Source organism: Humibacter ginsengiterrae (assembly GCF_054780115.1).
On sequence record NZ_BAAGWY010000003.1, the window covers coordinates 240,143 to 265,033 of the forward strand.

General features: G+C 68.3%; 21 protein-coding genes, 1 tRNA gene and 1 pseudogene. 19 read left to right on the forward strand and 4 right to left on the reverse strand.

Going from position 1 to position 24,891, the window contains the following annotated elements; genetic code table 11:
* Positions 1-135: 135 nt before the first annotated feature.
* Positions 136-3,876 carry an AAA family ATPase gene (locus tag ACYVII_RS06005; protein ID WP_460532509.1) on the forward strand — a complete coding sequence of 1,247 codons (3,741 nt, stop codon included), beginning with the start codon at positions 136-138 and terminating at the stop codon, positions 3,874-3,876.
* A gap of 22 nt (positions 3,877-3,898) precedes the next feature.
* Positions 3,899-4,117 carry a hypothetical protein gene (locus tag ACYVII_RS06010; RefSeq protein ID WP_460532512.1) on the forward strand — a complete coding sequence of 73 codons (219 nt, stop codon included), beginning with the start codon at positions 3,899-3,901 and terminating at the stop codon, positions 4,115-4,117.
* A 125-nt stretch (positions 4,118-4,242) separates the two neighbouring features.
* Here the strand turns inward: ACYVII_RS06010 and mscL are convergent, their stop codons facing one another.
* From mscL to ACYVII_RS06025, 3 genes are all read right to left on the reverse strand, one after another.
* On the reverse strand, positions 4,243-4,737 hold the full coding sequence (gene mscL / locus ACYVII_RS06015; protein ID WP_460532515.1) for an MscL family protein: 495 nt from the start codon (positions 4,735-4,737) through the stop codon (positions 4,243-4,245).
* Between the two features lie 69 nt (positions 4,738-4,806).
* Positions 4,807-5,124 (reverse strand): FmdB family zinc ribbon protein, encoded by a 318-nt coding sequence (locus ACYVII_RS06020; protein WP_460532518.1) that lies wholly within the window; start codon positions 5,122-5,124, stop codon positions 4,807-4,809.
* A 9-nt stretch (positions 5,125-5,133) separates the two neighbouring features.
* Positions 5,134-5,715: a 5-formyltetrahydrofolate cyclo-ligase gene (locus ACYVII_RS06025; RefSeq protein ID WP_460532521.1), complete on the reverse strand. Its 582-nt coding sequence runs from the start codon at positions 5,713-5,715 to the stop codon at positions 5,134-5,136.
* A gap of 79 nt (positions 5,716-5,794) precedes the next feature.
* Between ACYVII_RS06025 and galU the strand changes: the two genes are divergently transcribed.
* From galU to ACYVII_RS06070, 9 genes are all read left to right on the forward strand, one after another.
* Positions 5,795-6,742, forward strand: a complete 948-nt coding sequence (gene galU / locus ACYVII_RS06030) for a UTP--glucose-1-phosphate uridylyltransferase (RefSeq protein ID WP_460532524.1) — start codon at positions 5,795-5,797, stop codon at positions 6,740-6,742.
* 100 nt (positions 6,743-6,842) lie between these two features.
* Positions 6,843-7,496, forward strand: coding sequence for a GNAT family N-acetyltransferase (locus tag ACYVII_RS06035; protein WP_460532527.1), 654 nt, complete (start codon positions 6,843-6,845; stop codon positions 7,494-7,496).
* 140 nt (positions 7,497-7,636) lie between these two features.
* Positions 7,637-8,758, forward strand: coding sequence for a hypothetical protein (locus ACYVII_RS06040; RefSeq protein ID WP_460532530.1), 1,122 nt, complete (start codon positions 7,637-7,639; stop codon positions 8,756-8,758).
* A gap of 184 nt (positions 8,759-8,942) precedes the next feature.
* Complete coding sequence (locus ACYVII_RS06045; RefSeq protein WP_460532533.1) at positions 8,943-10,121, forward strand: OmpA family protein; 1,179 nt, start codon at positions 8,943-8,945, stop codon at positions 10,119-10,121.
* Positions 10,121-10,738, forward strand: coding sequence for a hypothetical protein (locus ACYVII_RS06050; protein ID WP_460532536.1), 618 nt, complete (start codon positions 10,121-10,123; stop codon positions 10,736-10,738). Before ACYVII_RS06045 ends, ACYVII_RS06050 begins: the two co-directional genes overlap by 1 nt.
* 23 nt (positions 10,739-10,761) lie before the next feature.
* Positions 10,762-12,465, forward strand: a complete 1,704-nt coding sequence (locus ACYVII_RS06055) for a class I adenylate-forming enzyme family protein (RefSeq protein ID WP_460532539.1) — start codon at positions 10,762-10,764, stop codon at positions 12,463-12,465.
* 177 nt (positions 12,466-12,642) lie between these two features.
* Positions 12,643-12,718 (forward strand) — tRNA-Ala (locus ACYVII_RS06060).
* A gap of 220 nt (positions 12,719-12,938) precedes the next feature.
* A complete protein-coding gene (locus ACYVII_RS06065; protein ID WP_460532542.1) occupies positions 12,939-13,358 on the forward strand; it encodes a cupin domain-containing protein in 420 nt (139 codons plus the stop codon).
* A gap of 19 nt (positions 13,359-13,377) precedes the next feature.
* The gene (locus tag ACYVII_RS06070; RefSeq protein ID WP_460532545.1) at positions 13,378-13,701 is read left to right on the forward strand and encodes a carboxymuconolactone decarboxylase family protein; all 324 of its coding nucleotides are present in this window, start codon (positions 13,378-13,380) and stop codon (positions 13,699-13,701) included.
* 142 nt (positions 13,702-13,843) lie between these two features.
* Here ACYVII_RS06070 and ACYVII_RS06075 read toward each other — a convergent pair whose 3' ends face one another.
* Positions 13,844-15,763 (reverse strand): BglG family transcription antiterminator, encoded by a 1,920-nt coding sequence (locus ACYVII_RS06075; protein WP_460532548.1) that lies wholly within the window; start codon positions 15,761-15,763, stop codon positions 13,844-13,846.
* Positions 15,764-15,995: 232 nt separating this feature from the next.
* Here ACYVII_RS06075 and ACYVII_RS06080 point away from each other — a divergent pair, with 232 nt between their 5' ends.
* From ACYVII_RS06080 to ACYVII_RS06115, 8 genes and pseudogenes are all read left to right on the forward strand, one after another.
* Positions 15,996-16,364, forward strand: a complete 369-nt coding sequence (locus ACYVII_RS06080; protein WP_460532551.1) for a PTS sugar transporter subunit IIB — start codon at positions 15,996-15,998, stop codon at positions 16,362-16,364.
* Between the two features lie 37 nt (positions 16,365-16,401).
* Positions 16,402-16,671 (forward strand): HPr family phosphocarrier protein, encoded by a 270-nt coding sequence (locus ACYVII_RS06085; RefSeq protein WP_460532554.1) that lies wholly within the window; start codon positions 16,402-16,404, stop codon positions 16,669-16,671.
* Complete coding sequence (gene ptsP / locus ACYVII_RS06090; protein WP_460532557.1) at positions 16,658-18,391, forward strand: phosphoenolpyruvate--protein phosphotransferase; 1,734 nt, start codon at positions 16,658-16,660, stop codon at positions 18,389-18,391. The genes ACYVII_RS06085 and ptsP overlap by 14 nt, the downstream gene beginning before the upstream one ends.
* Positions 18,392-18,435: 44 nt before the next feature.
* A complete protein-coding gene (locus ACYVII_RS06095) occupies positions 18,436-20,055 on the forward strand; it encodes a PTS mannitol transporter subunit IICB (RefSeq protein ID WP_460532560.1) in 1,620 nt (539 codons plus the stop codon).
* Positions 20,052-20,519: a PTS sugar transporter subunit IIA gene (locus tag ACYVII_RS06100; protein ID WP_460532563.1), complete on the forward strand. Its 468-nt coding sequence runs from the start codon at positions 20,052-20,054 to the stop codon at positions 20,517-20,519. Before ACYVII_RS06095 ends, ACYVII_RS06100 begins: the two co-directional genes overlap by 4 nt.
* Complete coding sequence (locus ACYVII_RS06105; protein WP_460532566.1) at positions 20,516-21,691, forward strand: mannitol-1-phosphate 5-dehydrogenase; 1,176 nt, start codon at positions 20,516-20,518, stop codon at positions 21,689-21,691. The genes ACYVII_RS06100 and ACYVII_RS06105 overlap by 4 nt, the downstream gene beginning before the upstream one ends.
* Before the next feature lie 326 nt (positions 21,692-22,017).
* Positions 22,018-23,292 carry an HNH endonuclease signature motif containing protein gene (locus ACYVII_RS06110; protein WP_460532569.1) on the forward strand — a complete coding sequence of 425 codons (1,275 nt, stop codon included), beginning with the start codon at positions 22,018-22,020 and terminating at the stop codon, positions 23,290-23,292.
* 420 nt (positions 23,293-23,712) lie between these two features.
* Positions 23,713-24,873, forward strand: a pseudogene (locus tag ACYVII_RS06115) (NRAMP family divalent metal transporter).
* Positions 24,874-24,891: the final 18 nt, after the last annotated feature.

Sequence of the window (24,891 nt, forward strand, 5' to 3'; positions counted from 1 at the left end):
GGCGGAATCGGCCGGTACAGGCCCTTGACGCGGGGACGCCGTGAACTGCCGCCGCCCGCGACGCACCCCGCCGGATGCCGCAGAAACGGCCTTGCCTCACCCGCATCCGAGCATGCGCCGCATAGGGTTTCCGGTGTGCGGAGACCCGAGAAGCGACGCGACGTGGACTACACGTCGCTGGAGGCGTTGGAAGACGACGCTCTCGACCCGCGTAGCGCGACGGGTCCGTACACGGTGACGCTCGGCGATCCGAACGTGTCTCCCGGCAACATCGCCGAGCCCGTATGGGCGCAATGGCGCGACGAGGTGGCGGCGATCGGCGGCCCGTCGCCGCTGCTGCACTTCGTCGACACGCCCCGCACGCGCATCGAACTGAGTTCCACGCATCCGGGCGGACTCCCGCAGTTCATCACGGGCGATCGCACGCTGCTCTCCAGCCTCATCCGCGACGACATCGCGCTGCGCACCGCAAAGGCCGCGGCCGGCGCCATCACCGCGAAGGGCATCGAGCTGCGCGCCGTGCGCGGTATCGACGCCGTACACCTCGGTATCGGTCTGGCACGCTGGCGCAACGGAGCAGACGAGTACAACGCGCCCGTGCTGCTGCGGCCGGTCGCCATCCGGCGCTACGGCCGCGACTTCGAGCTCAAGCTGCGGGGCAAGACGTTCCTCAACCCGGAGCTGAAGCGCGCTCTGCACGACCAGTTCCGCATAGTGCTCGACGCCGAGGCCTTCGTCGCCCTCGCTGAGACGAACGGCGTGTTCAAGCCGCAGCCGGTGATCGACCGGCTGCGCTCGCTGACCAGCCACGTCGAGTCGTTCACGGTGCAGCCGCGGCTGGTCGTGTCGTCTTTCGCCGACGTCGCGCACAGCATGACCGAAGACCTCGGCGACTTCGAGCACGACGTACTGCTCGCACTCGCAGGCAACCCTGCGGCGAAAGACCGTGTGGAGTCCGCGTTCTCGCCCGCTGAGGTCGTTCCCCAGGACAACCGTCCACCCTCGATCGACACCCTTCTGCTGGATGCCGACCCCGAGCAGGAGGGCGTCGTCGCCCAGGTGGCCAGCGGCAACTCCATCGTCGTGAAGACCCTGCCGGGCACCGGCGCGACGCAGACGATCGTGGATGCCATCGGCGCGCTCGTCTCCCGCAACCGCCGGGTGCTCGTGATCGGTCCGCGTCGGTCCAGCCTGGATGCCATCGCCCACCGTCTCGACCAGGTCGGACTGGGCGGGGCTGCCGTGGCGACCCGTTCCGTTCGCCGCGACCTGATCCGGTCCATCACACGCAACGAGAAGACCACGAAGCCCAACGTCGCCGAGGTGGACGACGCGCTCGTGCGCCTGCGCCGGGTGCTGCTGGACTACCGGGGCGCGCTGACGTCACCCGATCCGGCGTTCGGCGTCAGCGTGCTGGACGCGCTCGGCGAACTCGCCCGGCTGGCTCTGCTGCCCTCGCCGCCGCGCACGAAGGCACGGCTCGATCGGGCATCCATCGTCGCGCTCGCGCATGACCGCACAGAAGCGGCCACGATCCTGCGCAAGGCGGCGGCGCTCGGTGAGTTCCGCTATGGGCCCAACGACTCGCCGTGGTACGGCGCAGACTTCCATTCGACCGCCGAGGCGACGGCGGCACATACCCTCGCGAAACGGCTGAGCAGCATCGAGGTGCCGAGACTCATCGACCGCTCGACCGCGCTCATCGAGGGCACCAGGCTGCGGCCGTTCGAGAACATCGCCGAGCTCGGCATCTATCTGCGGCTGCTGGCCGACCTGCGCGAGACGCTCGACCGGTTCCTGCCCGCCGTCTTCGATCGCCCGCTCGACGAACTGATCACCGCAACGTCGAACCGGCGCGACAGCCCCACGATGTCGGGCGCGACCAGGCGCCGCCTGCGCAAGCTCGCGTTGGAGTACGTGCGACCCGGCGGTCACGTAGCCGACCTGAACGAGTCACTGCGGCGCATCCAGCAGCAGCGCAAGCTGTGGAACCGATTCGCGGATGCCGGAGCCCCGCCCCGCGTGCCGGTCGGCGTCGCCGACGTGCAGGTCGCGTACCAGAAGGTCTCGGAAGACCTGATGAGCCTGGATGTTCCGCTCGGCAGGGCGCGCACGAAGGACTCGCTCACGTTGATGCCGCTCGGAGAGCTCACGCAGATGCTGGGCGGCCTCGCGGTGGAGTCCGAGGTGCTGGTCAACCTGCAGGAGCGCACCGCGCTCCTCACCCGGCTGCGCGAGCTGAGGCTCGACCCGCTGCTCTCGGACATGTCCGCCCGGCACGTCACGAGCGAGAACGTGGCTGCCGAGCTCGAGCTGGCGTGGTGGCAGTCCGTGCTCGAGACCCTGCTCGCCGACGACCGCGCACTGCTGGGTGCCAACACGCGTGTGCTGGACCGTCTCGAGGCGGACTTCCGGCTCGTCGACCAGGCACACGCCTCCGCGACCGGCCAGCTGCTCGCCGCGCAGCTGGCAGTGCAGTGGAAGATCGCGCTGGCCGACAACGCGGAGCAGGCCGATGCCCTGCGCCGCATGCTGAAGAACGGATCCGTCACCCCTGCCGTGCTGGCCGAGCGGGCGCCGCAACTCGGGCGCGTGCTGGCACCGGTGTGGCTCGCATCACCGTACGACGTGGCATCCCTGCCGCCGTCGATGGCGTTCGACACCGTCGTGCTGGTGGATGCCGGAGCCTGCACCCTGGCCGAGAACATCGGCGCTCTTCGTCGCGCCCGCCAGGTCGTGGCGTTCGGCGACCCGGTGACCCAGACGCCGTCGCCGTTCCGCATCGCCGTGACGGATGCCGGCCAGCCGGTCGCCGTCGAACCCGAACCTCGTGACGTGGATGCCTGGCACGATTCGTCTGCACTGGCCCGGCTAGCCGACCTGCTACCGGTGTACACGCTGACGCGCAGCTACCGGTCGGTGGGCGATGACCTCGCCGAGCTCGTGAACCGCCGCTTCTACGGCGGGCAGATCGAGTCCTTGCCGTGGGCCGGCAGCTATCTCGGACACGCCAGCCTCACCCTCAGCTACGTGCGCGGCGGCCACGGCATGCCGGACGGCGACACCGGAACCGTGGAAAGCGTCGACGCCGAGGTCGCTCGCGTGGCCGAGCTCGTGCTGGACCACGCACTGAACCGTTCGCGCGAGTCGCTCATGGTGGTGACGGCCAGCCCGAAGCATGCGGTGCGGGTGCAGCACGCCGTGCTGGCGGCATCCGCCAAGCGCCAGGAACTGGCCGACTTCATCCTCGGCGACCGGCCCGAACCGTTCACCGTCGTCACTCTGGAGGAGGCGGTGGCGCAGAGCCGCGACCGCGTCATCTTCTCGATCGGCTACGGGCGCACTCCGCACGGCCGGCTGCTGTCGTCGTTCGGTGCGCTCGGCGAGCCGGGAGGCGAGCGGATGCTCGCCGTCGGCCTGACCCGCGCCCGGCGCGCGATGGACATCGTTTCGTGTTTCCGCCCCGAAGACATCGACCCGTCGCGTATGCGCCACGGCATCGTCGCGCTCGCGCAGGTGCTCGAGGAGGCGGCGGAGATCGAGGCGTCGGCCGACGACGTTCCGGATGACTCGGAGCCGCTGCTCATCGACCTCGCGACACGGCTTGAGAGGCTCGGCATGAACGTGCAGCTCGGCCACCGCGGAGCGCTGCCGCTCGCCGCGTCGTACAGCGGCAAGGCCGTCGTGGTCGAGACGGACCGCGTGCTCGGCACGGCCAGTCTGCGCGAATCGCTCCGGCTGCGGCCCGAGGTGCTTCGACGCCTTGGCTGGCACTACGTGCGCGTGCACAGCTTCGAGCTCTTCGCCGATCCGGAGGCCGTCGCGCAGCGCATCGGCCGACTGCTCGGCGCGATCGAGCCCGACGAGAAGGCCTGAGCGAAACGCCTACCCTGGAAGGGTGACTGAGCGCAGAACGGGACGACGGGTGCAGCGTCCTGGCGCGCCCGGCGCCGACCCGGCACCGCAGTCCAGGCCGCGTGCCAGCGGGGGAGCGGATGCTCCGGTGCGGGCGTCCGAAGACACGGACCGCGCATGGGGTGACCGCTCCGACTCCAATGACGACAGGCTGAAACAGGACCTGCCGCCCCACTGGGGCGCGGGCGGATCGCGCGGCTGAAGCCGGCCGACCTGCACGTAGAGCCGACTGCCTGTCCCGATGTGTCGTTATCGCGGGGCCCTACGACACTCTGAGACAGGAACTTCCTAGCCTGGCCGTCGAGGCGCCCGCCCGGCCCGGAGTCGCTACTCCGTCGCGCCGTCGGCGTGCCGGCCGCCCGTGCCGCCGCCGGCCTTCGGTGCGGCCAGTTGGGCATCAGCCTGCGCTGCCAGCAGGTCGCGGATCTGCGTGAGCAGCTCCACATCGGCGGGAAGCTTCTCCTCCTCTGCAGGGGTCACTCCGCGGCGGGACTCCGCGAGCTTGCGGAAGTGGTTCATCGGCACGACGAACACGAAGTACACGACGACGGCGACGGCGAGGAACTGAATCAGCGCACCGATGATCGCGCCGAACGTCAGCCACGACGTGCCACCCGACAGAGTCGGTATTCCCACCTTCAGCGCGTTGTCCAGCGACTTCGAGTTGAAGATCGCGCTGACCAGCGGGTTGATCAGCCCCGCGACGATCGCGTTCACCACTGCGGTGAACGCGGCACCGATGACGACTGCGACAGCAAGGTCGATGACATTGCCGCGCATGATGAACTCTTTGAAGCCCTTGAGCACGCTGGATCCCCCCATGGTGCGCCGGCGTTCGGGTCGTCGGCCGGCTCTCGTTATTCGGTTAGATCGTATGGGGTTCGGGCCCGATCAGGCCGCAGATCCTGCGCTCGGCGCGCTAGCCGTGGTGCTCTTCTTCTCGGAGCTCTTGGAGTCGCTCTTCTTCTCTGAGGTGGCGGGTTTCGAGTCCGCGCCGGCATCCTTCTTCGCCGGCGAGGACTGCGAGGCGCCCGACCGCGAATCGGTTCGGTAGAAGCCCGAGCCCTTGAACGTGACGCCGACCGATCCGAAGACCTTGCGCAGCTCTCCGCCGCACTCGGGGCAGGTCGTCAGGGCCGAGTCGCTGAACGACTGGTGGATGTCGAAGGTGTGCCCGCATGCGGAGCACTTGTACGAGTAGGTGGGCATGGATCTCTTTCAGCGAAAGCGGATGATGCGGGTGGGGGTGACCGCGCCCGTCACCGGTTCGTCGTGCCGTTCGCGAGGCACTTCGTCGAGCACCTCGCCGTCGAACACCACGGCATACACCGGGGGACATTTTTCCATGCTGCCCAGGGTTTTGTCGAAGTAGCCCTTGCCCCAGCCCATGCGCATGCCACTGGCATCCACTGCGGCGGCGGGCACGATGATGAGATCGACGTCGTTGATCGCTATCGGCCCGAGCAGTTCGCCGACGGCCTCCGGCCAGCCGTGGATGCCCAGCGTCTCGGATTCGCCGTCGTCGACGGTCCAGTCCAGCAGGCCGTCTTCGCGGCTGATCGGCAGCAGCACGCGCAGGTGCTCGGCGAACGCCCAGTTCAGGAATGGCCGCGTGTTCGGCTCGTTCTGCCCGGACAGGTAGCAGGAGAGCGAGCTGGCGTCGTACTCCTCGACGAGGTGCTGCAGGTTCGCCGTGATGCCGGCATCCGCCTTCTCGCGCTCCGTGGTGGTGAGGTTCTGCCGGCGTTCCCGCAGGTCGGCGCGGAGCGCGCGCTTGGCGCTGCTCGGGTCGGAGGCCATACCGGGCATCTTAACGGTCCGGATCGTTCTGCACGCTGACGATTCTTCCCAGCCAGAAGTCAGCAGATACCCTGAGCAGATGGCCATCACCAAAGCTGTCATCCCCGCTGCCGGTCTCGGCACCCGGTTCCTGCCGGCCACCAAGGCGATGCCGAAGGAGATGCTGCCCGTCGTCGACAAGCCCGCCATCCAGTACGTGGTGGAAGAGGCCGTCGAGGCCGGACTGAACGACGTTCTGCTCGTCACGGGCCGTAACAAGTCGCCCTTGGAGAACCATTTCGACCGTGCGACCGAGATCGAGTCGACGCTCCAGGCCAAAGGCGACATGGAGAAGCTGCGCCGGGTGATGTACTCGACCGAGCTTGCCGACATGCACTACGTGCGGCAGGGCGACCCGAAGGGGCTCGGGCACGCGGTGCTGCGTGCGGAGAAGCACGTCGGCCGCCAGGCGTTCGCGGTGCTGCTGGGCGATGACATCATCGACAGCCGCGACGTTCTGCTCACCCGCATGATCGAGGTGGCAGAGCAGCGCAGGGCGACTGTCGTCGCACTGCTCGAGGTGGACCCGTCGCAGATCCACCTTTACGGTGCGGCTGCGGTCGACGCCACGGACGAAGACGACGTGGTGCGCGTGCGCGGCCTGGTGGAGAAGCCCTCCGCAGAGGATGCCCCATCGAACCTCGCCATCATCGGCCGGTACGTGCTGCAGCCGGAGGTGTTCGACGTGCTGGAGCACACCGAGCCAGGCAAGGGGGGCGAGATCCAGCTGACGGATGCCCTGCAAGAGCTGGCGGCGGAACCCGACGGTCCCGGCGTGTTCGGTGTCGTGTTCCGTGGTCGCCGTTACGACACGGGCGACCGCCTCGACTACCTGAAGTCCATCGTGCAGCTTGCTGTGGACCGTGAGGACTTGGGCCCGAAGCTGCGCCCGTGGCTGCGCGAGTTCGCGTCCGGGCTCGCCGACGAGCCCGACGACGGCGACACGCTCGAGGAGCCCGGAGTGGGCGAGCGCGCCACCCGCGCTTGATCGGCCCCGCGAACGAATAAGCTCAGCTGACGAAGCCCAGCCGTCGAGAGACTCCGCTGAACGGGGAACTCGGCTGCGAGAGAACCGAAGGCGACCATCCGTGTACGTGCCCAGCCTCAGCGAGGGTGCTGTGGGCATCCGCCCGATCCGGCTGCGCGATTCGCGCGCGCTGGAGAAGGAACTGCTCGACAACCGCACCTGGCTGAGGCAGTGGGAGGCCACCAGCCCGCACGGGCCGGCGGTGTTCGACACGCGGGCGAGCATCCGTTCGCTGCAGGCGTCGTCTCGTGCCGGTCACGGGCTGCCGTTCGTCATGGAGTACGACGGTGAGCTGGCCGGCCAATTGAACGTGTCGTCGATCACCTACGGGTCACTTGCCTCGGCCACCATCGGATACTGGGTCGCGCAGCGGTTCGCGGGCAAGGGCGTGACGCCCACGAGCGTTGCACTGGCGACCGATTACTGCTTCTTCCAGCTCGGGCTGCACCGCATGGAGATCTGCATCCGTCCGGAGAACGCGCCGTCTCTTCGCGTCGTGCAGAAGCTCGGCTTCCGGTACGAGGGGCTGCGCCGGAGGTACATCCACATCAACGGCGACTGGCGCGACCACTTCTGCTTCGCGCTCGTCGTGGAGGAGATACCGCAGGGCGTTCTCCGGCGCTGGAAGTCGGGGGAGGCGCCGCAGGATGCCGCCACCATTCCACCCGCGGATCTCGAGGCGGCGACGCATCCCCTCGTCGGCCGCGGCCACTGAATCGCGGGCAAGTTCGCGGACACACGGCCGCCGCGACGGCCAGGGATGCCGTCGCACGCCTACCGTAGTCACATGCACCCGGGGGATCGTGGACAGGGCCGCCCCATGGGCGGGTCGGCACTGGCATGCGGAGCGAGCTCGTGAACGGCGGAACGCTCAGCGGCGGGGTCGTGATCGCCCTTGCGGCGACCCTCTGGCTCGCCTACCTGCTGCCCACCTGGCTCCGCCGTCGCGACTACCTCAACGCCGAGCGCAACGCCGTGCGCCTGCAGCAGACCCTGCGCATCCTGGCCGAAACGGCCGAGGCGCCTGAGGAGGTGCGCGTCGAGGCCACGGCCCGCGAGGTCGCCCGCCAGCAGAAGCTTCTGAAGAAGGTGCGCGCGAAAGCGGATGCCGCAGCCCGCGCCCACGCGGCATCCGAAGCGCGTGCGGCCGCGTCGGCCGCCATGATCGCGCCGGAGAAGCCGTCGCGAACGGCGTCCGCGCGGGACTCCTCCCTCGGTTCCCGTGGGGGCTCCGCTGGTTCGGCGGGCAAGGCCGTCACCCGTCCGCACACCTCAACGCGGACTCGCACGGCGCAGCAGACGCGCGAGGAGCGCGAGCGCGCGTTCGCGCATGCCGTGCGTCGCACGCGCCTGGCCACCACGGGCGTGGTCATCGCATCGCTGGTCGGCATCGGGTTCGGCGCCTACTCGATGGTGACGGCGGAGTCATGGTGGCTCCTGGCTGCATCGTCCGCGCTGCTGGTCTGCGCCGTCGCCGTGCTGCGCCGGCTGGGGCAGCAGGTGGCCGCCCATCAGGCGGCCCGACGCTCGCATCTGCCCGTCGTGCGCCAGAATCCCGAGCTTTACGACCACGCGCTCTACGTCGAGAGGGATGTCGCGCTCGAGCCGGTCGAGGAACGCAACGCGAGCTGGGAACCGCAGCCGCTGCCGAAGCCGATGTATCAGTCGCCTGGATCGCGAGCGGCGACCGCGATGGCGTCGCTGGATGCGGCCGTCGCGTTGCGCCGAGCCGCAGCCAGGGCCGAGCTCGAGGCGCGCGCGGCACGGATCGCGGCGGCGAACGTTCCGACGCTTTCCGTCCCGGAGCCGGTGCAGGAGCCTCGGACCGGCGAGCCGGCATCCGTCGACGAGGCTGCACAGGCATCCGTGAAGCCGGCGGTTCCGAGCCGGTACGCCCGCATGGGGGTGCTCGACGACGTGCAGAGCGAGCATATCGATCTCGACGAGGCGCTGCGGCGCCGTCGCGCGGTGGGCTGAGCGACTCCTGGCCGGAGACATTCCTGGCGCTACACCTATCGGCATCCGCGCCAGCTTTTTCGTGTAGCGGGTGCCGATAGGTGTAGCGCGAAGGAGTCCGGCCGTCGCAGAGGTGCGCGGACGCGGCGCCATGGGGAGTGGTCCCCATTCCGGGAGCCGCGGTGGCTTTCCTAGGCTCGAAGGCATGGCCAGGGGGGAACACCGCACCGAGGGGCGGGAGCGTGCCGCGCGCTGTCCGGAGCGGTCGAGGGGGCGGGCGGGCCGCATGCTGGCGCGGGCATCCGCGCAGCTCTCCGGGGTGATCGCGGTTGTGCTCGGCGTGTCCATGATGCTCGCCCCCGCGGAGGCGACCCCGGAGAGGGCGGCCGCGAGCGAGACTGCCACGTCCAAGACCGTCCCGGTCGAGGCCGTGTTCCAGTACCACGCGTCGCACGATCCGACGCAGGGCATCATCCGCGGCGCCATCCACGCGGTGGTGCGCATCCCGGGAGGTACCGCCGTCTTCTACAGCGTCGGCGGTCCCGCCGACACCTCGGGCGCTGTGATGCCGAGCGTTGGCCTGCATACGCCGTACGACCCGTTCGCGGCCTGGGCAGTCGGCATCGTGGACACGAAGGGCCTGAAGTACTACATGCCGCTGTCGCGCCGGCAAGGGGACTGCCTGTGCAGCCGGGTCGGCGACATCTCCGATCTCTCCGGGACCAAGACGTCCCTCGTGGGATGGGCGGTGCTGCCGCCGCTTCCGGAGAGCCTCACCCACGTCACGATGCAGTTCGGCTTCGGCATCCTGATTCCCGACGTGCCCGTGATCACGCGGCTCCCGCAGCCCGCGGTCGCCTCCGGGTGGCCGGCGAGCGGTCTCGACTCGACGGAGATCCCGCTCGGAAAGGGATGGCCGAAGCTTCCGCCGACATCGGCTATCAAGACAGCGGATCCCGCCCAGTCGATCCGGTCGCTCGTACAGAACACCGCGAATCCGCAGGAGGCCACGAAGGAGACACCCGACACCTCGTCGATCTCCGTCGACTCCAACGTGCTCTTCGCCTTCAACGAGTCGACGCTCACACCGCAGGCGAACAGCGTGCTGGCGGATGTCGCGGCCAAGCTCCAGAAGGCAGGCTCCGGTACCGTCTCGATCGTCGGATACACGGACGACATCGGAGACGACGCCTACAACCTGGCCCTGTCGCAGGCGCGGGCGCAGTCCGTGCTCACGGCGCTGTCGAAACTCGTCACCAAGCCGGGGATCACGTTCACGGCCTCCGGCATGGGCGAGCAGGATCCGGTCGCCGACAACAGCACTCCGGAGGGCCGGCAGCTGAACCGTCGCGTCACGATCACGTTCACGAAGGCAGGCAAGTGATGGAGCAGTCGAAGCGACGTCCTGTCGTCGTCGTGGCAGCGGCCGCCGCGTTGGTTCTGGCCTTGTGCGGGTGCACCGGTCTCACGCATCCGTCGTCCACGGCGTCAGCAACGCCCAGCGCGGGCGCGACAGAACTGCCGGTGAAGGATGCCATCGCGAAGATCATGGCGAACGGCAAGGACCTGCCCGTGCTGGGCACGTCGAACGGCACGATCAACGGCCCCGGCGATCAGCCGGCGAAGGTCGTCGCGCAGCTGCTGCAGGTGAGTGCGACGTCGGACGCGACGCTCGTCGTGTGGCGGTTGGGGAGCGCGACGCATCAGACGGTGAGCACGACCTCGTTTCAGCTCTCGCATCCACCGCTGTTCGACACCCGGTTGCTCGGCGTGGTCGACCCGAGGGCGAAGATCACCTACCGGCCATACACCTATGTGCCCATTCAGGGGAACGGCGAAGACAACTCCTGCCTGTGCAGTGACCTTCCGAGCCAGGTCGATGGCGAAGGCGAGCTGCTCTACGCCATAGTGCCTCCGCTGCCGAGCTCGGTGAAGTCAGTCGATCTCACACTGCCCGGATTCGCCGACATCAAGGGCATCAAGGTCGGGCGCTCGAAGTAGCAGTCCGGCGTAGCCTGGCGCCCATGGGCACCATCACCGTGGATGACGTGGCTCGGCGACGTGACGCACTGGAACGCTCGCTCGGCCTCTGGGTTCCCCGCTCGCTCCCTGCGGCGTTCGACGAGGCGGCATGCAGGCATTCACACCGTCCGTACGTGATCACGGATGCCCGCACCCTCACCTACGCGGAGGTCGCGGAGCGCTCCCGCCGCCTTGCCGTCGGCCTCCTCGAACTCGGCGTGCAACCCGGCGACCGCGTCGCCATGCTGATGGACAACCGCCTGGACTACCCGGTGGTCAAGCTCGCGATCGCACGCGCCGGGGCGATCGCGGTCGCACTGAACTACTCGTACAAGGGCGACGAGATCGTGCAACGGCTGCGGCAGTCCGGCGCGAGCGTGCTCATCAGCGTCGACGCGTCGGTGGTGACGAACTTCCTCGCTGTCTTCGACGAACGCTTCCCCGGATGGGAAAGCGGCGTGCGCAGCACGGAGGCACCCGCGCTGCGCACGATCGTGCTCGCGGAGCACGGATGGCGATCGGGCGCGCTCACCGTTCCCGGCCTCTCCCGGGAGGCGGACGATGCCCGGCTGGAAGCCGTCGTCGCAGACATCCGTGCCGACGATGTCGCCGACATCGTCTTCACCTCGGGCACGACGGGCCACGCCCTCGGCGCAGAGCTCACGCACGACATGCTGCTGCGCAGCGCGTACGGCTCCGCGTATCACCGCGCGTTCGACGACGCCTGGCGCATCGGCTTCGCGCTACCGCTGTACCACGTGTTCGGATACGTCGAGGGGATGCTCGCGGCCATGTTCGTCGGCGGGGCCATCGTTCCGCAACGCATCTTCAATCCGCGTAGCGCCCTCGAACTGATCCAGCAGCACAGCATCAACGAGGTGCTTTTCGTGCCGACGATGACGGTCGCGGTTGTCGACCAGGCGGCCAAGGAGAACTATGACCTCTCCAGCCTGCAGTCGGTGTTCTCGGCAGCGGCGCCGGCGCCGGTGTGGTTGTGGAACCGGGTGATGAGCGACCTCGGCCCGCAGATGATCTTCACCGGCTACGGCCAGACGGAGGTGTCGGCGGCGACCGCGCTGACGCTTCCCGGGGATCCGATCGAACTCGTGTCGGAGGTGGTGGGCACTCCCAAGCTGGGCGGCCTCGCCGCCGAAGACGTCGGGATGCCGGATGACCGGCTCGCGGAATACCGCACGATCGACCCGTTCGACGGGCACGTGCTGCCGCAGGGTGAAGCGGGTGAACTCGTCGTGCGCGGACCGCAGGTGACACGGGAGTACATCGGAGACCGGGAGCAGACCGCCGCGGCGATCGACGCGGAGGGCTGGCTGCGCACCGGAGACCTCGGATTCGTCGACGACGACGGATACCTGCACTTGACCGGTCGGGCCAAGGAGCTTTTCAAGGTGGGCGGGGAACTGGTCGCTCCCGTCGAGGTGGAGCTCGTGCTGAGCGGGGCGACGGGCGTCAGTCAGGCGTTCGTGGCGGGCATCCCCGATGAACGGTACGGCGAGATCGGCTGGGCGTGGATCGTGCCTGCGGAGGGCGCGGCGATCGACGAGCGAGCGCTGCTCGCGCACGCCCGTGAGCACCTCGCGCCGTTCAAGGTGCCGCGCGGATTCACCGTGCTCACCACAGAGGAATTGCCGATGACCACGACGGGCAAGATCCAGAAGTATCTGCTGGTGCAGCGCATGCTCGAATGACTCCCATGTTCGACGGCGTTCGGGTCGCGCGGAGCTTCTGAGCGGAGGATGCATGACGGCGCCGGGGGAGTAACTGCAAGGATTCGGTGGGCTCTCGCGCTGCGGGATTCGACCTTGCGAAGGCCCTGATCGATTCCGACGGGGTCGTCGCTCCGTGCTAAAGTCTCATACGCACAAGGGGCTATGGCGCAGTTGGTAGCGCGTCTCGTTCGCAATGAGAAGGTCCGGGGTTCGAATCCCCGTAGCTCCACCAAAGACTTACCGAGTCCGACGAGCGTGTCTTACGTCAACGGCTGTTCGTAGTGCCGTTCCTAGGTTGACGTTTCATCCGCCCGCCGAGGCTCTTGCTCTGTCGTTGGCGAACCCTGGCACGAGCGGCCGCAACCCATACAGCCTTCATCACACACCACGTGATCGATGGTGGTACCGCCAGGGACTCCCTCTGCCGCGAAGACCGACCTACCGTTGAAGCCATGAGCGACACGAACTTCGACCAGATCTTCCCGCTCGGGGAGAAGAACGATGCCTACGCGAAGTACTTCGTCGGGCAGAGCTACCTGGCACCGCTGACTTCGGGGAGCGTCCCGGTGAGCAACGTGTCGTTCGAGCCCGGGTGCCGCAACAACTGGCACATCCATCACGGCACTGACGGAGGCGGCGACCAGATCCTGCTGTGCACCGCCGGCAGCGGCTGGTACCAGGCCGAGGGCGAAGAGCCCGTCAGCATGGAGCCCGGATCGGTGATCCGGGTTCCCGCCGGCACCAAGCACTGGCACGGCGCGAAGGCCGGTTCGTGGTTCTCCCACCTCGCGTTCATCACTCCTGGCGACGGCGTCAGCAACGAATGGCTCGAGCCCGTCACCGACGAGGTGTACGGCGCATTGCCGCGATAAGCGAGAGGAGAACTTTCACATGGCTGAAAAGGTCACAGCGGGCAGGGACGCGCTCGGCGACTTCGCCCCGACGTTCGCCGCCCTCAACGACGATGTGCTCTTCGGACAGGTGTGGTCTCGCGAGGAGCAGCTCTCCCCGCGCATCCGCAGCATCGTCACGGTAACCGCGCTGATGTCCAGCGGTGTGCTCGACAGCTCGCTGCAGCACCACATCGAACGCGCGAAGGGCAACGGCGTCACCGCCGAGGAGATGGCCGAAGTGCTGACGCACGCAGCGTTCTACGCCGGCTGGCCCAAGGCGTGGGCTGCATTCAGGATGGCCAAGGACGTCTACGGCGCATAAGGATGCCGGTGACCGAATCTGCTGGTCACCGAGCCGTTGTCGCATCCGGGATACGAGATCGCCGTCTCCTCACCATCGTGGGCCGAACTCGGCTATGACTTCATTGGTCTGGAGCACCTCGTCACGCTGATCAGTGCGTGAATCAGCTGTCGAACACGTGCACCAGTTCGTCGATGAACGCGCCGAACGTGGTCGAGCGGCGGGTGATCGCCAGCACGGCGTCGCGGTCGCTGAACACCTCGACGAACTGATCGAACACCGCCTGGAACCCGCTCCTTTCCAGGGCGTTGAACGCGATGAAGGCGATCACGTTCACCCTGGCATCGCCCCAGTCCATCGCCTGGTCGTTTACCACGATCGCGATCGCGGTCTCCGGCGCGGTCATCGCCATCGCGTGCGGGATCGCGAGGGTGTCGGTGAACGCCGTTGACGACATCCGCTCGCGCTCCACGGCGCCCTCGACGTAGGCGTCGTCGACGAGGCCCTTGGCACGCATCCGCTCGCCGAGCAGGCGGATCATGGCGAACTCGTCGGGGGCGTACAGGTTGCGGAAGAACAGGGACTCGTCGAAGTACTCGAGCAGCTCCCGCTTGATGCCGGCGCGTCTGCGGTGCCGGCGGATGCGTGCGACTGCCGCGCGCACGGCATCCGCGTCGGCACGGGTGAGGAACGGGCCGATCACGATGACGTCGTTCCGCGGCGTCGACGGCGGAATGGTCGTGAGCACGAGATCGGTGCCGAGCGACTCCCAATCCGGGTCGACGCCGGTCGCCACGGTGGTCACCAGGATGTCGTCGCCCAGCTCCCGTTCGATGCGCTCTCGCAAGAGCCGGTGGATGTCGTAGTAGCCCGGGCAGATGAGGGCGCAGGTGACGGCATCCGTGCGCCTGGACTGCTGTTCGAGATGCGCTCCGACGTGCATGGCGATGTAGGCGATCTCGTCGTCGGTCACCTGGATGCCGGCACTCTGCTGCAACTTCGACGCGACGTACACGGCCACCTCGTAGATGAGCGCGTACGTGGTCTTGATCGACCGGGTGAGCGGGTTGCGCGAGTAGTTGCGCTCGCTCGCCCTGGCCAGCAGGTTCTGCACGTGCAGGGCGAGGCGCATGGTGAACGGACCGTCGCGCAGGTCGATGGCGTAGCGGTCGGATGCCTCGGCCAGGATCGTGCTCACCGTGTTCACCACGTCCGGTCGCAGGTAGCTCTCGACGGCAGCCTCGTTGCGGTCGTTGCCGGGCGCTAGCACGCGAGTCGCGAGCAGGATCGCGAGCTGGTCGTACTCCTCGTCGTCGAGCTCGGTCTCGAAGTATTGGGGGACGAGCCGTCCCAACGTCGCGGCGGTGGCCGCGATCTCCGGGTCGACGACGGCGTCGCGCTGCGGCAGGTTTCCGCCCCGGGAGGACCGGTGGACGGCGATGGCGACGTGCAGGAGCACGTCGTTGATGCCGTACTCGTTGACGAAGTACCCGCGGTGGTCGAGCTCGCGGGAGAGGTCGCGCTTGAAGCCGGAGAGGCCGGCCAGGCCGAACTCGCTCTCGATGCGGGTCAGGCTCACGATCACCTCGTCGGACTCCTGACGGATGAGCCGACTCAGCATGCGGCGCCGGTCCAGCTCGGATCCCTGCAGCACGACGGCGCTTCCGTGGCGCGAGAGGGAGAGTCCGCTGTCGTCGAGCACCCGGCGCACACGCGAGAGGTCCGACTCCACGGTCGACTCGCTCACGAACGCTGCCTCTGCCTCGGAGTAGACATCGAGACCGTCGACGTCGTCGAGCAGGCGTCGAAGAAGCCGGCGCACCCGAGCGGACGGCGTATCGGACGCGCGATCGGCCCCCGTGAGCCGCACTCGGTAGGCGGTGTAGGCATCCGTGTTGAGTCGGTAGCCCTGCGCCGACGAACTGACCACATCGCGAGAGTCGGGGGAGTCCTTCAGCTCACCGACGTAGCTGCGAATGCTACGCGGCGTGACGCCGACGTGATCGGCGAGCTCTGCGGCCGTCACCCAGTCGCCCACACGGGCGAGGTAGTCGAGCAGCTTCGCCTGCCTGCTGCTGATCACGGCTCACCTCCACGCGCCATCGCACGGACTTCGGATGCATCCCTCGGGGCGGCGCGCATCGACGAACGGGCGAAGCAGCGCACGGGACCTGACGCCGAGTCAAGCACGCCAGGGCTCGCGCGTGCGCGACCGGGACGAGGATTTCCGGGGGTGCGGAAACAAGACGCGAGCTTCCGGGAGTGCGGAAGCAAGCATCCTGGCGCCGCGACCGCGACCGGGCGAGCATGGGGTCATGACGACGAGGTCGGGCGACGGCGAGCCGACGCAGATTACGGAGCCGCTGAGGGTGCTGGTCATTTGCGGTGCGGGGGCATCGAGCACCTTCGTGTCGCTGTGGATGCGTGCCGCCGCCGCCGCTCGCGGACATCGCGTCATCGTGACCGCATCGAGCACCTCGGCGCTCGCCGACGACGCGGTCGGCACCGACGTCGTGCTGGTCGGACCTCACCTGGCCGACCAGTACGACGCCATCGCGGAAGAGCTGGCACGGATTCGGGTGGCGGCGGCGTTGCTGCCGGAGTCGGTGATCCGCGAGAGGTCCGGCGACGCAGCACTGGATATCGCTCTGGCCGCCGCGGATGACACGAGTCGGGTCGAGTAGGAACAGCAAGTCGAACACGACGGGGAGAGAGACGAACATGGCGCAACGCACGGTGCAGGTCGGGTCGCAGCACGGGCTGCACGCTCGGCCGGCGAAGCTCTTCGTCAAGGCCGTCGAGGCGAGCGGGATGCCGGTGCGCATCGCGAAAGGCACAGGGCAACCGGTGAACGCGTCGAGCATCTTCGCCGTCATCGCGCTGGGCATCGACCACGGCGACACGGTGACGCTCAGCTGCGATCATCCGGAGTCATCCGCCGTGCTGGACTCGCTCTCCGAAGTTCTGGTGTTCGACCATGACAACGCCTGAACTCGCGACCCGACCGGATGCCATCACTACGGCGGGGCGTGTGCTCCAGGGCGTCGGCATCGGCCAGGCTGTGGTCGTCGGCCGAGTGCTTCGCGCCGCGGACCCCATCGCCGAACCCCTGCCGCAGCCGGCCGATGCTCCCGCAGACGACGAGCTGCGCCGCGCACGTGAAGCCGTCACGGTCGTCGCGGACTACCTCGACGACCGTGCCGAGCAGCTCGGCGGTCTCGCGGGCGACGTGCTCGAGGCGCAGGCCATGATCGTGCGCGACGAGACCCTGGATGCCGAACTGGAGCGGCGCATCCGGAGCGGGCTCGCCGCCGAGCGCGCCGTGTTCGAGGCGTGCCACGAACTGCGGGCACGGCTCATCGAGCTCGGCGGATACTTCGCCGAACGTGCGGGCGACCTCGACGACCTCGCTCAGCGGCTCATCGCCGAGTTGCTCGGCGTACAGGTGCCCGGCCTCCCCGACGCAGACGAGCCGTTCGTTCTCGTCGCCCGCGACCTCTCGCCGGCCGATACGGCTGAACTCGACCTCGACCGAGTGCTCGCCCTCGTGACGAGTGACGGCGGTCCCACCTCGCACACCGCCATCCTCGCCAGGGACAAGGGCATCGTCGCGGTCGTCGGCTGCGCCGGCGCGACGGAGCTCGCCGACGGTGACACAGTCATCGTCGACGCGGAGGCGGGCACGGTCATCCGGGAGCCGAACACTGCGGAGCGCGCAGCAGCGAGCGAACGAGCGGAGCGGCTGCAGGATGCCCGCACCGCGGCATCCGGTCCGGGTCGCCTCGCCGACGGCACGCCGGTTCCGTTGCTCGTGAACCTCGGTTCCGGCGACGCGGCCGCTGCGATCGCCGCCGGTGCCGAGGGCGTCGGACTGTTCCGCACCGAGTTCCTGTTCCTCGGCCGCGAACAGGCGCCGAGCGTGGCCGAGCAGCGCGACGAGTACGTGAAGCTGCTGAGCGCATTCACGGCGCAGCGTTCCGGCGACGCGGCATCGGCCAAGGTCGTGGTACGGGTTCTGGATGCCGGCGCCGACAAGCCCCTCCCGTTCCTGAACGAAACCGCGGAAGAGAACCCGGCGCTCGGCGTACGTGGCATCCGCGCGCTCCGAGCACGCGAGAACGTGCTGCACGACCAGCTGGCGGCCCTCGCCGCCGCCCAAGCGCAGACCGGCGCCGACCTCTGGGTGATGGCGCCCATGGTGGCCACGACCGAGGAGGCCGCGTACTTCACGCGCGTGGCCCGCGAGCACGAGCTGAAGACGGCCGGAGTCATGGTCGAGGTGCCGTCCGCTGCGCTCATCGCCGATCGCATCCTCGCCGAGTGCGACTTCGTCTCGATCGGCACGAACGACCTCACGCAGTACACGCTCGCCGCCGACCGGATGCTCGGCGCGGTGTCCGCGCTGCAGAGCCCCTGGCATCCCGCCGTCTTGCGCCTCATCGGCGAGGTCGGCTCAGCCGGACGAACGGCAGGCAAGCCGGTCGGTGTGTGCGGCGAGGCCGCCGCCGACCCGATGCTCGCCGCGGTGCTCGCCGGACTCGGCGTCACCACGCTCTCCATGGCGCCGACGGCGCTCGCCGATGTGCGGGCATCCTTGCGGCGCTTCACGTCCGAGCAGACACAGCGGCTGGCCGGGCTCGCGCTCGCCGCCGACTCAGCAGACTCCGCCCGGAGCGCAGTGCGCGACGCCGTCCGCGCCATCGCACCCTGACGCCATAAGCCCCCGCAGCACCTGAAGAATCGGAGTAATCCATCATGACGACGACGTCAGTCGCGAAACCGAGGGGCGCCCGCGTACGCGTGCAGCGCTTCGGCACCTTCCTCTCCGGGATGGTGATGCCGAACATTCCGGCGTTCATCGCCTGGGGACTCATCACGGCGTTCTTCATCGCCACCGGCTGGGCGCCCAGCGGCATACTCGGCGGCTTCGGAAATGCGGCCGACATCGGCTGGCAGGGCGCGGCGACACAGCTGGCGCAGGACGCCAACGGCCACACCTTCACGCAGTACGTCGGACTCGTGGGTCCGATGATCACCTACCTGCTGCCGCTGCTCATCGCCAACACCGGAGGCCGCATGGTCTACGGCGTGCGCGGCGGTGTTGTCGGCACCATCGCAACCATGGGCGTGATCGTGGGCACGAACATCCCGATGTTCATCGGCGCCATGATCATGGGCCCGCTCGGTGCCTTCGTGATGAAGCACCTCGACCGCATCTGGGACGGCAAGATCAAGGCCGGGTTCGAGATGCTGGTGAACAACTTCTCCGCAGGCATCGTCGGCGGTGCGCTCGCGATCGCCGGGTTCTTCGGCATCGCACCGCTTGTGGAGTGGCTCAGCGACCTGCTCGGCGCCGGAGTGAACTGGCTGGTCGGTGCGCATCTGCTGCCGCTGGTGAGCATCCTCATCGAGCCGGGCAAGGTGCTGTTCCTCAACAACGCCATCAACCACGGCGTGCTCGACCCGCTGGGCATCCAGCAGGCGCACGACACGGGCAAGTCGATCCTGTTCCTGCTGGAGACGAACCCGGGACCGGGCCTCGGCATCCTCATCGCGTACTCGATCTTCGGTCTCGGCATCGCGCGGGCCAGCGCGCCGGGAGCCATCCTCATCGAGTTCGTGGGCGGCATCCACGAGATCTACTTCCCTTACGTGCTGATGAAGCCCATCCTCGTGCTCGCCGCGATCGGTGGCGGGATGACCGGCGTCGCGATCAACGTCGCCTTCCACACGGGACTCGTCGCGCCGGCATCGCCGGGAAGCATCATCGCCATCCTCATCCAGACCGCACGAGGCGACTGGATCGGCGTCACGCTCGCCGTGCTCGGCGCGACCGCCGTGTCGTTCCTGATCTCCTCCGTGGTGCTGCGGGCGACGCGCAAGCGCGACCTCGCCGCTGGCGACGAGGATGCCTTCGCGTCCGCGGTCGCGCAGACCGAGGCGAACAAGGGCAAGAAGAGCTCCGTGCTCGGCTCGCTCGTCAACGAGGCGGAGACCGACACTGGCGACGCTCAGGGCGACGCGACGAGGCGACTGGTGCGCAACATCGTGTTCGCGTGCGACGCCGGCATGGGTTCGAGCGCGATGGGCGCATCCGTGCTGCGCAGCAAGTTCAAGAAGGCCGGCATCACCGATGTGCGGGTGCGCAACGAGGCGATCGCGAACCTGGAGGGCGACGCGGACCTCGTGGTCACGCAGCGCGAGCTCACCGATCGCGCCAGGGAGAAGTCACCCGGCTCGATCCACGTGTCGGTGGACAACTTCATGAACAGCCCGCGCTACGACGAGGTCGTGCAGCTCGTTGCCGAGAGTCAGGCGGCCGCCGAGGGCGGATCCACTCCGAACGATGACGAGATGGAGCCGGCGAAGCGATGAGCGACATCCTGACGCGGGAGAGCGTCGTGGCGGCCGGGTCGGCGACGACCAGGGACGAAGCGGTGCGTGAGGTGGGCCGCCTGCTGGTTCAGGCTGGCGCCGTGCACGAGGGATACCTGGATGCCATGCTCCAGCGGGAGCAGACCGTCTCGACGTACATGGGCAACCTGCTGGCCATTCCGCACGGCACGAACGACGCGAAGGGCGAGATCGTGCGCTCCGCGCTCGCGTTCGTGAGGTACGAGCATCCGATCGACTGGGGCGGCGACGACGTGCGCTTCGCGCTCGGGATCGCCGGTCTCGACAACGAGCACCTCGACATCCTGTCGCGCATCGCGGTGCTGTTCGCCGATGCCGACGACGTGCAGCGGCTGCTGGACGCTGCCGACGCCGACGCGATCTTCGCGCTGCTGTCCGAGGTGAACGACGATGAAGACGTCGATGCGCGCGAGGTGACCACGTGACTACCGCGGTGCAGTTCGGCGCGGGCAACATCGGCCGCGGCTTCATCGGCCAGTTGCTGCACGACTCCGGCTATGAGGTGATCTTCGTCGACGTCGCGGATGCTCTCATCGACGCGCTCGACACCGCCCGCGAGTACCGCGTGGTCGTGGTCGGCGACAGCACGACCACCGACACGGTGTCCGGGTTCCGCGCGCTGAACAGCGCGCGCGACCCGGGCGCCGTCGCCGCCGCGATCGCGGACGCCGCGATCGTCACGACCGCGGTCGGGGTGCGCGTGCTGCCGCTGGTGGCACCGGTGATCGCTTCGGGCCTCCTGGCGCGTTCCCCGGATCGTGGACCGGTCGCGGTGATGGCGTGCGAGAACGCGGTCGCGGCGACGGATGCCCTCGCCGCGGCCATCGCCGCCGCCGCCACCGACCAGCAGTGGTCGGTCATCGGGGAGCGCGCCGTGTTCGCCAACACGGCCGTCGACCGCATCGTCCCGGTGCAGCAGGCGCACAGCGGGCTGGACGTGATCGTCGAGGACTTCTCCGAATGGGTGGTGGAGGACGGCCCGTTCGACGGCCGTCCGCCACGGCTCGACGGCGCCAAGTTCGTGCACGGCCTTGCGCCGTACATCGAGCGCAAGCTCTTCACGGTCAACACCGGGCACGCCACCGCCGCGTACTGCGGACACCTCGTCGGCGCACGCACCATCTCCGAGGCGCTGGAGCATCCTGGCGTGTCGGCCGCCGTCGCGGCCGCGCTCGAGGAGACTTCCGCGGCACTCGTCGCCCGGCACGGCATCGACCCGGACGAGCAGGCGGCGTACCGGCAGCGCATCCTCGACCGGTTCCGCAACGTGCACCTGGACGACGAGGTGGAACGCGTCGCCCGCGAGCCGTTGCGCAAGCTGGGCAGGCATGACCGGTTCGTAGCACCGGCAGCGGAGCTCGCCGAACGCGGCACCGTGCCGTTGGCCCTCCTGCACGCGATCGGCGCCGCGCTGAGGTACCGCTCCGACGCCGACGAGCAGTCGCAGCAGCTGGGCGAACTGCTGCGACACGACGACCCCATCGAGGCGGTCGAGCGGATCACGGGGCTCGCGCACGGGCATCCGCTGTTCGCGCCGCTCGCCGTGGTCGCCGACGCTGCGAAGCGCGACGAATCGAGGATGCTCGCGGGCGCCTGAGCACGCGGCGCGTGCTTCGCGCCACACGTATCGGCATCCGCTACACGAATGTTCGGTAGCGGATGCCGATTCCCGTAGCGGATGCCGATCTGTGTAGCGGATGCGAGTTCCGGCGCTCGCGTGCGGCGGGTCTGGCGCCGCTGTGGTGCGTCTCTTCCTCCCCAGGCCGCAGGGTTGTGTGGTTATCAACAGGCCAGGTCAGAGCTGGTTTCCGTTGTCGAGGAATGTCGGTGGCGTGGCCTAGCTTCGAGGGTATGAACGACGTGGATCTGGCCCCGGCACTGGAGGGTGATGCTGCCTTCTGGTAGGAGCTTGCGGATGCTTCGTTGTTCGACGAGTCGGCCGAGCTGGCGTTCCTGGACCGGCCCGCGCGTTCGTCGACAGAGGGGTTCGTGTCGTCGGTGCGGACCGATTCCGGTGAAGCGTTGATGCGGTCGTTGTTCGAGGATGCCGTCTCCTCCCAGACGTTGGTGAACCTGGAAGCAGCACGGCAACTGTTCGCAGTAGGTCGGGCGTTCGAGTACGCAAGGGAAGAGCCGCGGATCTATGTCCCGGTGGGTGCGGTGGAGCGGGATCCGCGGGCGGAGGAGGTGGACTTCGCGGTCCGGGCTGTCGCGTTCGACCTGGCTCAGTGGTTGCACCTGAGTGAGAACACGGTCCGTTCCATGGCGTGGCAAGCCGAGGTCCTGAACAGGTCGCTGCCCCGGTTGAAGGACCTGTTCGTCTCGGGTCGGATCAGCCCGCAGCATGTGCGTGCCGCGGTGGAAGCCTGCACCGGGCTGCCGGATGCTGCCGCATACGACACGTATGACGAACGGATGGCGGGGATCGTCGAGAAGCTGAACCCTGGCGTGTTCGCCCGCCGGTGCCGCCTGTTGCGGGAACGGTTGTGTGCGGGCACGCTGCAGGAGCGGCATGAGGACGCCCACGCGAGACGACGTGTGGTGGTGGAGGCGGCCGCGGATGCGATGGGCTGGTTGAACCTCCACGCCTCGGTAATGGACCTCGCGCAGATCGAAGTCGCCCTCACCGCCGAAGCCCGCCGGTTGCGTACCCTGCCGAGTGAGACCCGCACCCTGGATCAGTTGCGTGCCGACCTGACCGTGCAGTGGCTGAAAGGCGACACCACCGGCAAAGAAGGCCGTGCGGGTGTGCGCCCGTTCGTGTTGATCGACGATGCCGGCCGGTTCGCTGAGCTCCTCGGGTACGGGCCGATCACCCCGAAGCAGGCGGCAGCCGCACTGCGGGACGCACCCTCGTTCCGGAAAGTCCTCGCGGACCCGATCCGTCCGGCGGTGTTGAACCTGGACACCACACGGTACCGTCCGGCCCCGGACCAGAAGACGTGGCTCACGTTGAAGTTCGGGCTCGATGAGGACGCGGCCCCGTTCCTGCCGGTCGGGATCGTCACCGGCGCCGAAGTCGATCACGTCATCGAACGACAACACGGCGGCCCCACGAACGTGGGGAACCTGGCCCCGTTCAAACCGAGACTGCACCGGATGAAGACCGTGACCAGGATCCGATTGGACCCCAAACCCGACGGCGGCATCCGAGTGAGAACACCCACCGGATACGACAGCGACCCACCACCCTTCTGACCGAAGCGACCGTCTCGCCGACGGGAAAGCTTCCGTCGACGAGAGAACATCCGAGGCCCTGCCAGGCTCGGTTCATGACGTCGGACTCACTCGTTTCGCTCTGGCCGGCCGCAGGCGTGCGTGCGCACGCGGGCAACCTCGAACTGCGCTGAATCGACCTGCGCCGGTGGCGCGTCAAGCCCTTCCCGCTGTGAGTGCCGATGCCGACGATGTGATCGGCTGGTCGATGCGGGCGCCGCGTCGACCCGGCGCGGCAGATAGATGGCTACCAGATGTCGACGGGAGGGCGCAGTGCACGACGCGGTGCAGCCGAGGGGGCGGCAGCAGAAGCGTGCAGGAAAGGCATCCTCGTCCGTCGGTGTCGCGGCGCTGGCTCTCGGCGTGCTGGCCGGCATCGGTGGATTCCTCGACACCGGCGGCGTGATCACCGCGGTCTCCGCCGGCGCCCGCTTCGACTTCGCGCTGCTCTGGACCGTCGTCTTCGGTCTGGTCGGCTTCTCCGTGTTCGCGGAGATGTCGGGCCGGGTCGCCGTCTCGTCGTCCCAGCCGACGTACGAGGTGATCCGAACGAGGCTGGGGCCGAGGCTCGGGGCGATACCGCTGGTGGCGAACGTGGTCGTGCACGTGCTCGTACTCGCGGTCGACCTGATCGGCATGTCGCTGGCACTTCAGCTGCTGACCGGCGTGCCGTATCGGGTGTGGGTTCCGATCGTCGCCGTCGTGCTCGCATCCGCGCTCTGGTTCCTCAGCTTCTCGAAGGTCGACACAGCGGCCGCCCTCGCCGGACTCACAATGCTGGTGATGATCGCGGCGATGGCCGCGCTCGCGCCGGACTGGCAACGCGTCGGCATCTCGCTCGTGCATCCTCAGTTAAAGTCGTCGTACTCCATTCCGACCTATCTGTTCGCCACCGCGTCGCTCGTCGGCTCGTTCATGACGCCGTACCAGTTCGACTTCTAGTCCTCGGGAGCCATCGAGGAGGGCTGGACCGGGCGCGACCTCAGGAAGAACCGCATCGTCGCCGTGATCGGCACCATCGTCGGGGCCGCCCTCACGCTCGCCGTCATGGGTGCCGGAGCGAAGGCGCTGTATCCGTACGCGCACGCCGTCGACTCGATCAAAGCGGCGGCGGCGCCCGCGGTGAAGGCGTTCGGCGAGATCGGATTCGTCGTCTTCGTGATCGGCGTGTTCTCGGTATCCCTGGCCGCGTGCGTCGAGCTGTGCCTCTCCGGCGGTTACGGCGTGGCGCAGTACTTCGGGTGGGAGTGGGGCAAGAGCGGGTCCCCGCGCAGCGCCCCGATGTTCAACGCGATCATCCTGATCATGATCGCCGTAGCCGCCGTCATCGACCTCTCCGGCATCGATCCGATCCAGTTCGCCGTGATCACGATGGCCTTCGGGGCGGCCGCCCTGCCGTTCACGTTCGGCCCGCTGCTGCTGGTGGCCAACGACCGGCAATTCATGGGGAAGCTGCGCAACACGCTGCCCATCAACATCGTCGCCGGCATCGTGCTCACCGTGCTCGCGGCGATCACGATCGCGACCATTCCTCTACTGGTGATCACCGGTGGCAACTTCTGATCGCGCTGAAGGCGCACG

Bases quoted from the DNA above. Each gene is read 5' to 3' on its own strand.
- ACYVII_RS06025 (WP_460532521.1), bottom strand. From the start codon at position 5,715: ATGGCCTCCGACCCGAGCAGCGCCAAGCGCGCGCTCCGCGCCGACCTG.
- ACYVII_RS06070 (WP_460532545.1), top strand. From the start codon at position 13,378: ATGGCTGAAAAGGTCACAGCGGGCAGGGACGCGCTCGGCGACTTCGCC.
- ACYVII_RS06095 (WP_460532560.1), top strand. From the start codon at position 18,436: ATGACGACGACGTCAGTCGCGAAACCGAGGGGCGCCCGCGTACGCGTG.
- ACYVII_RS06050 (WP_460532536.1), top strand. From the start codon at position 10,121: ATGGAGCAGTCGAAGCGACGTCCTGTCGTCGTCGTGGCAGCGGCCGCC.
- ACYVII_RS06065 (WP_460532542.1), top strand. From the start codon at position 12,939: ATGAGCGACACGAACTTCGACCAGATCTTCCCGCTCGGGGAGAAGAAC.
- ACYVII_RS06100 (WP_460532563.1), top strand. From the start codon at position 20,052: ATGAGCGACATCCTGACGCGGGAGAGCGTCGTGGCGGCCGGGTCGGCG.
- ACYVII_RS06085 (WP_460532554.1), top strand. From the start codon at position 16,402: ATGGCGCAACGCACGGTGCAGGTCGGGTCGCAGCACGGGCTGCACGCT.
- ACYVII_RS06055 (WP_460532539.1), top strand. From the start codon at position 10,762: ATGGGCACCATCACCGTGGATGACGTGGCTCGGCGACGTGACGCACTG.
- mscL (WP_460532515.1), bottom strand. From the start codon at position 4,737: ATGGGGGGATCCAGCGTGCTCAAGGGCTTCAAAGAGTTCATCATGCGC.
- ACYVII_RS06080 (WP_460532551.1), top strand. From the start codon at position 15,996: ATGACGACGAGGTCGGGCGACGGCGAGCCGACGCAGATTACGGAGCCG.
- galU (WP_460532524.1), top strand. From the start codon at position 5,795: ATGGCCATCACCAAAGCTGTCATCCCCGCTGCCGGTCTCGGCACCCGG.
- ptsP (WP_460532557.1), top strand. From the start codon at position 16,658: ATGACAACGCCTGAACTCGCGACCCGACCGGATGCCATCACTACGGCG.
- ACYVII_RS06045 (WP_460532533.1), top strand. From the start codon at position 8,943: ATGGCCAGGGGGGAACACCGCACCGAGGGGCGGGAGCGTGCCGCGCGC.
- ACYVII_RS06020 (WP_460532518.1), bottom strand. From the start codon at position 5,124: ATGCCCACCTACTCGTACAAGTGCTCCGCATGCGGGCACACCTTCGAC.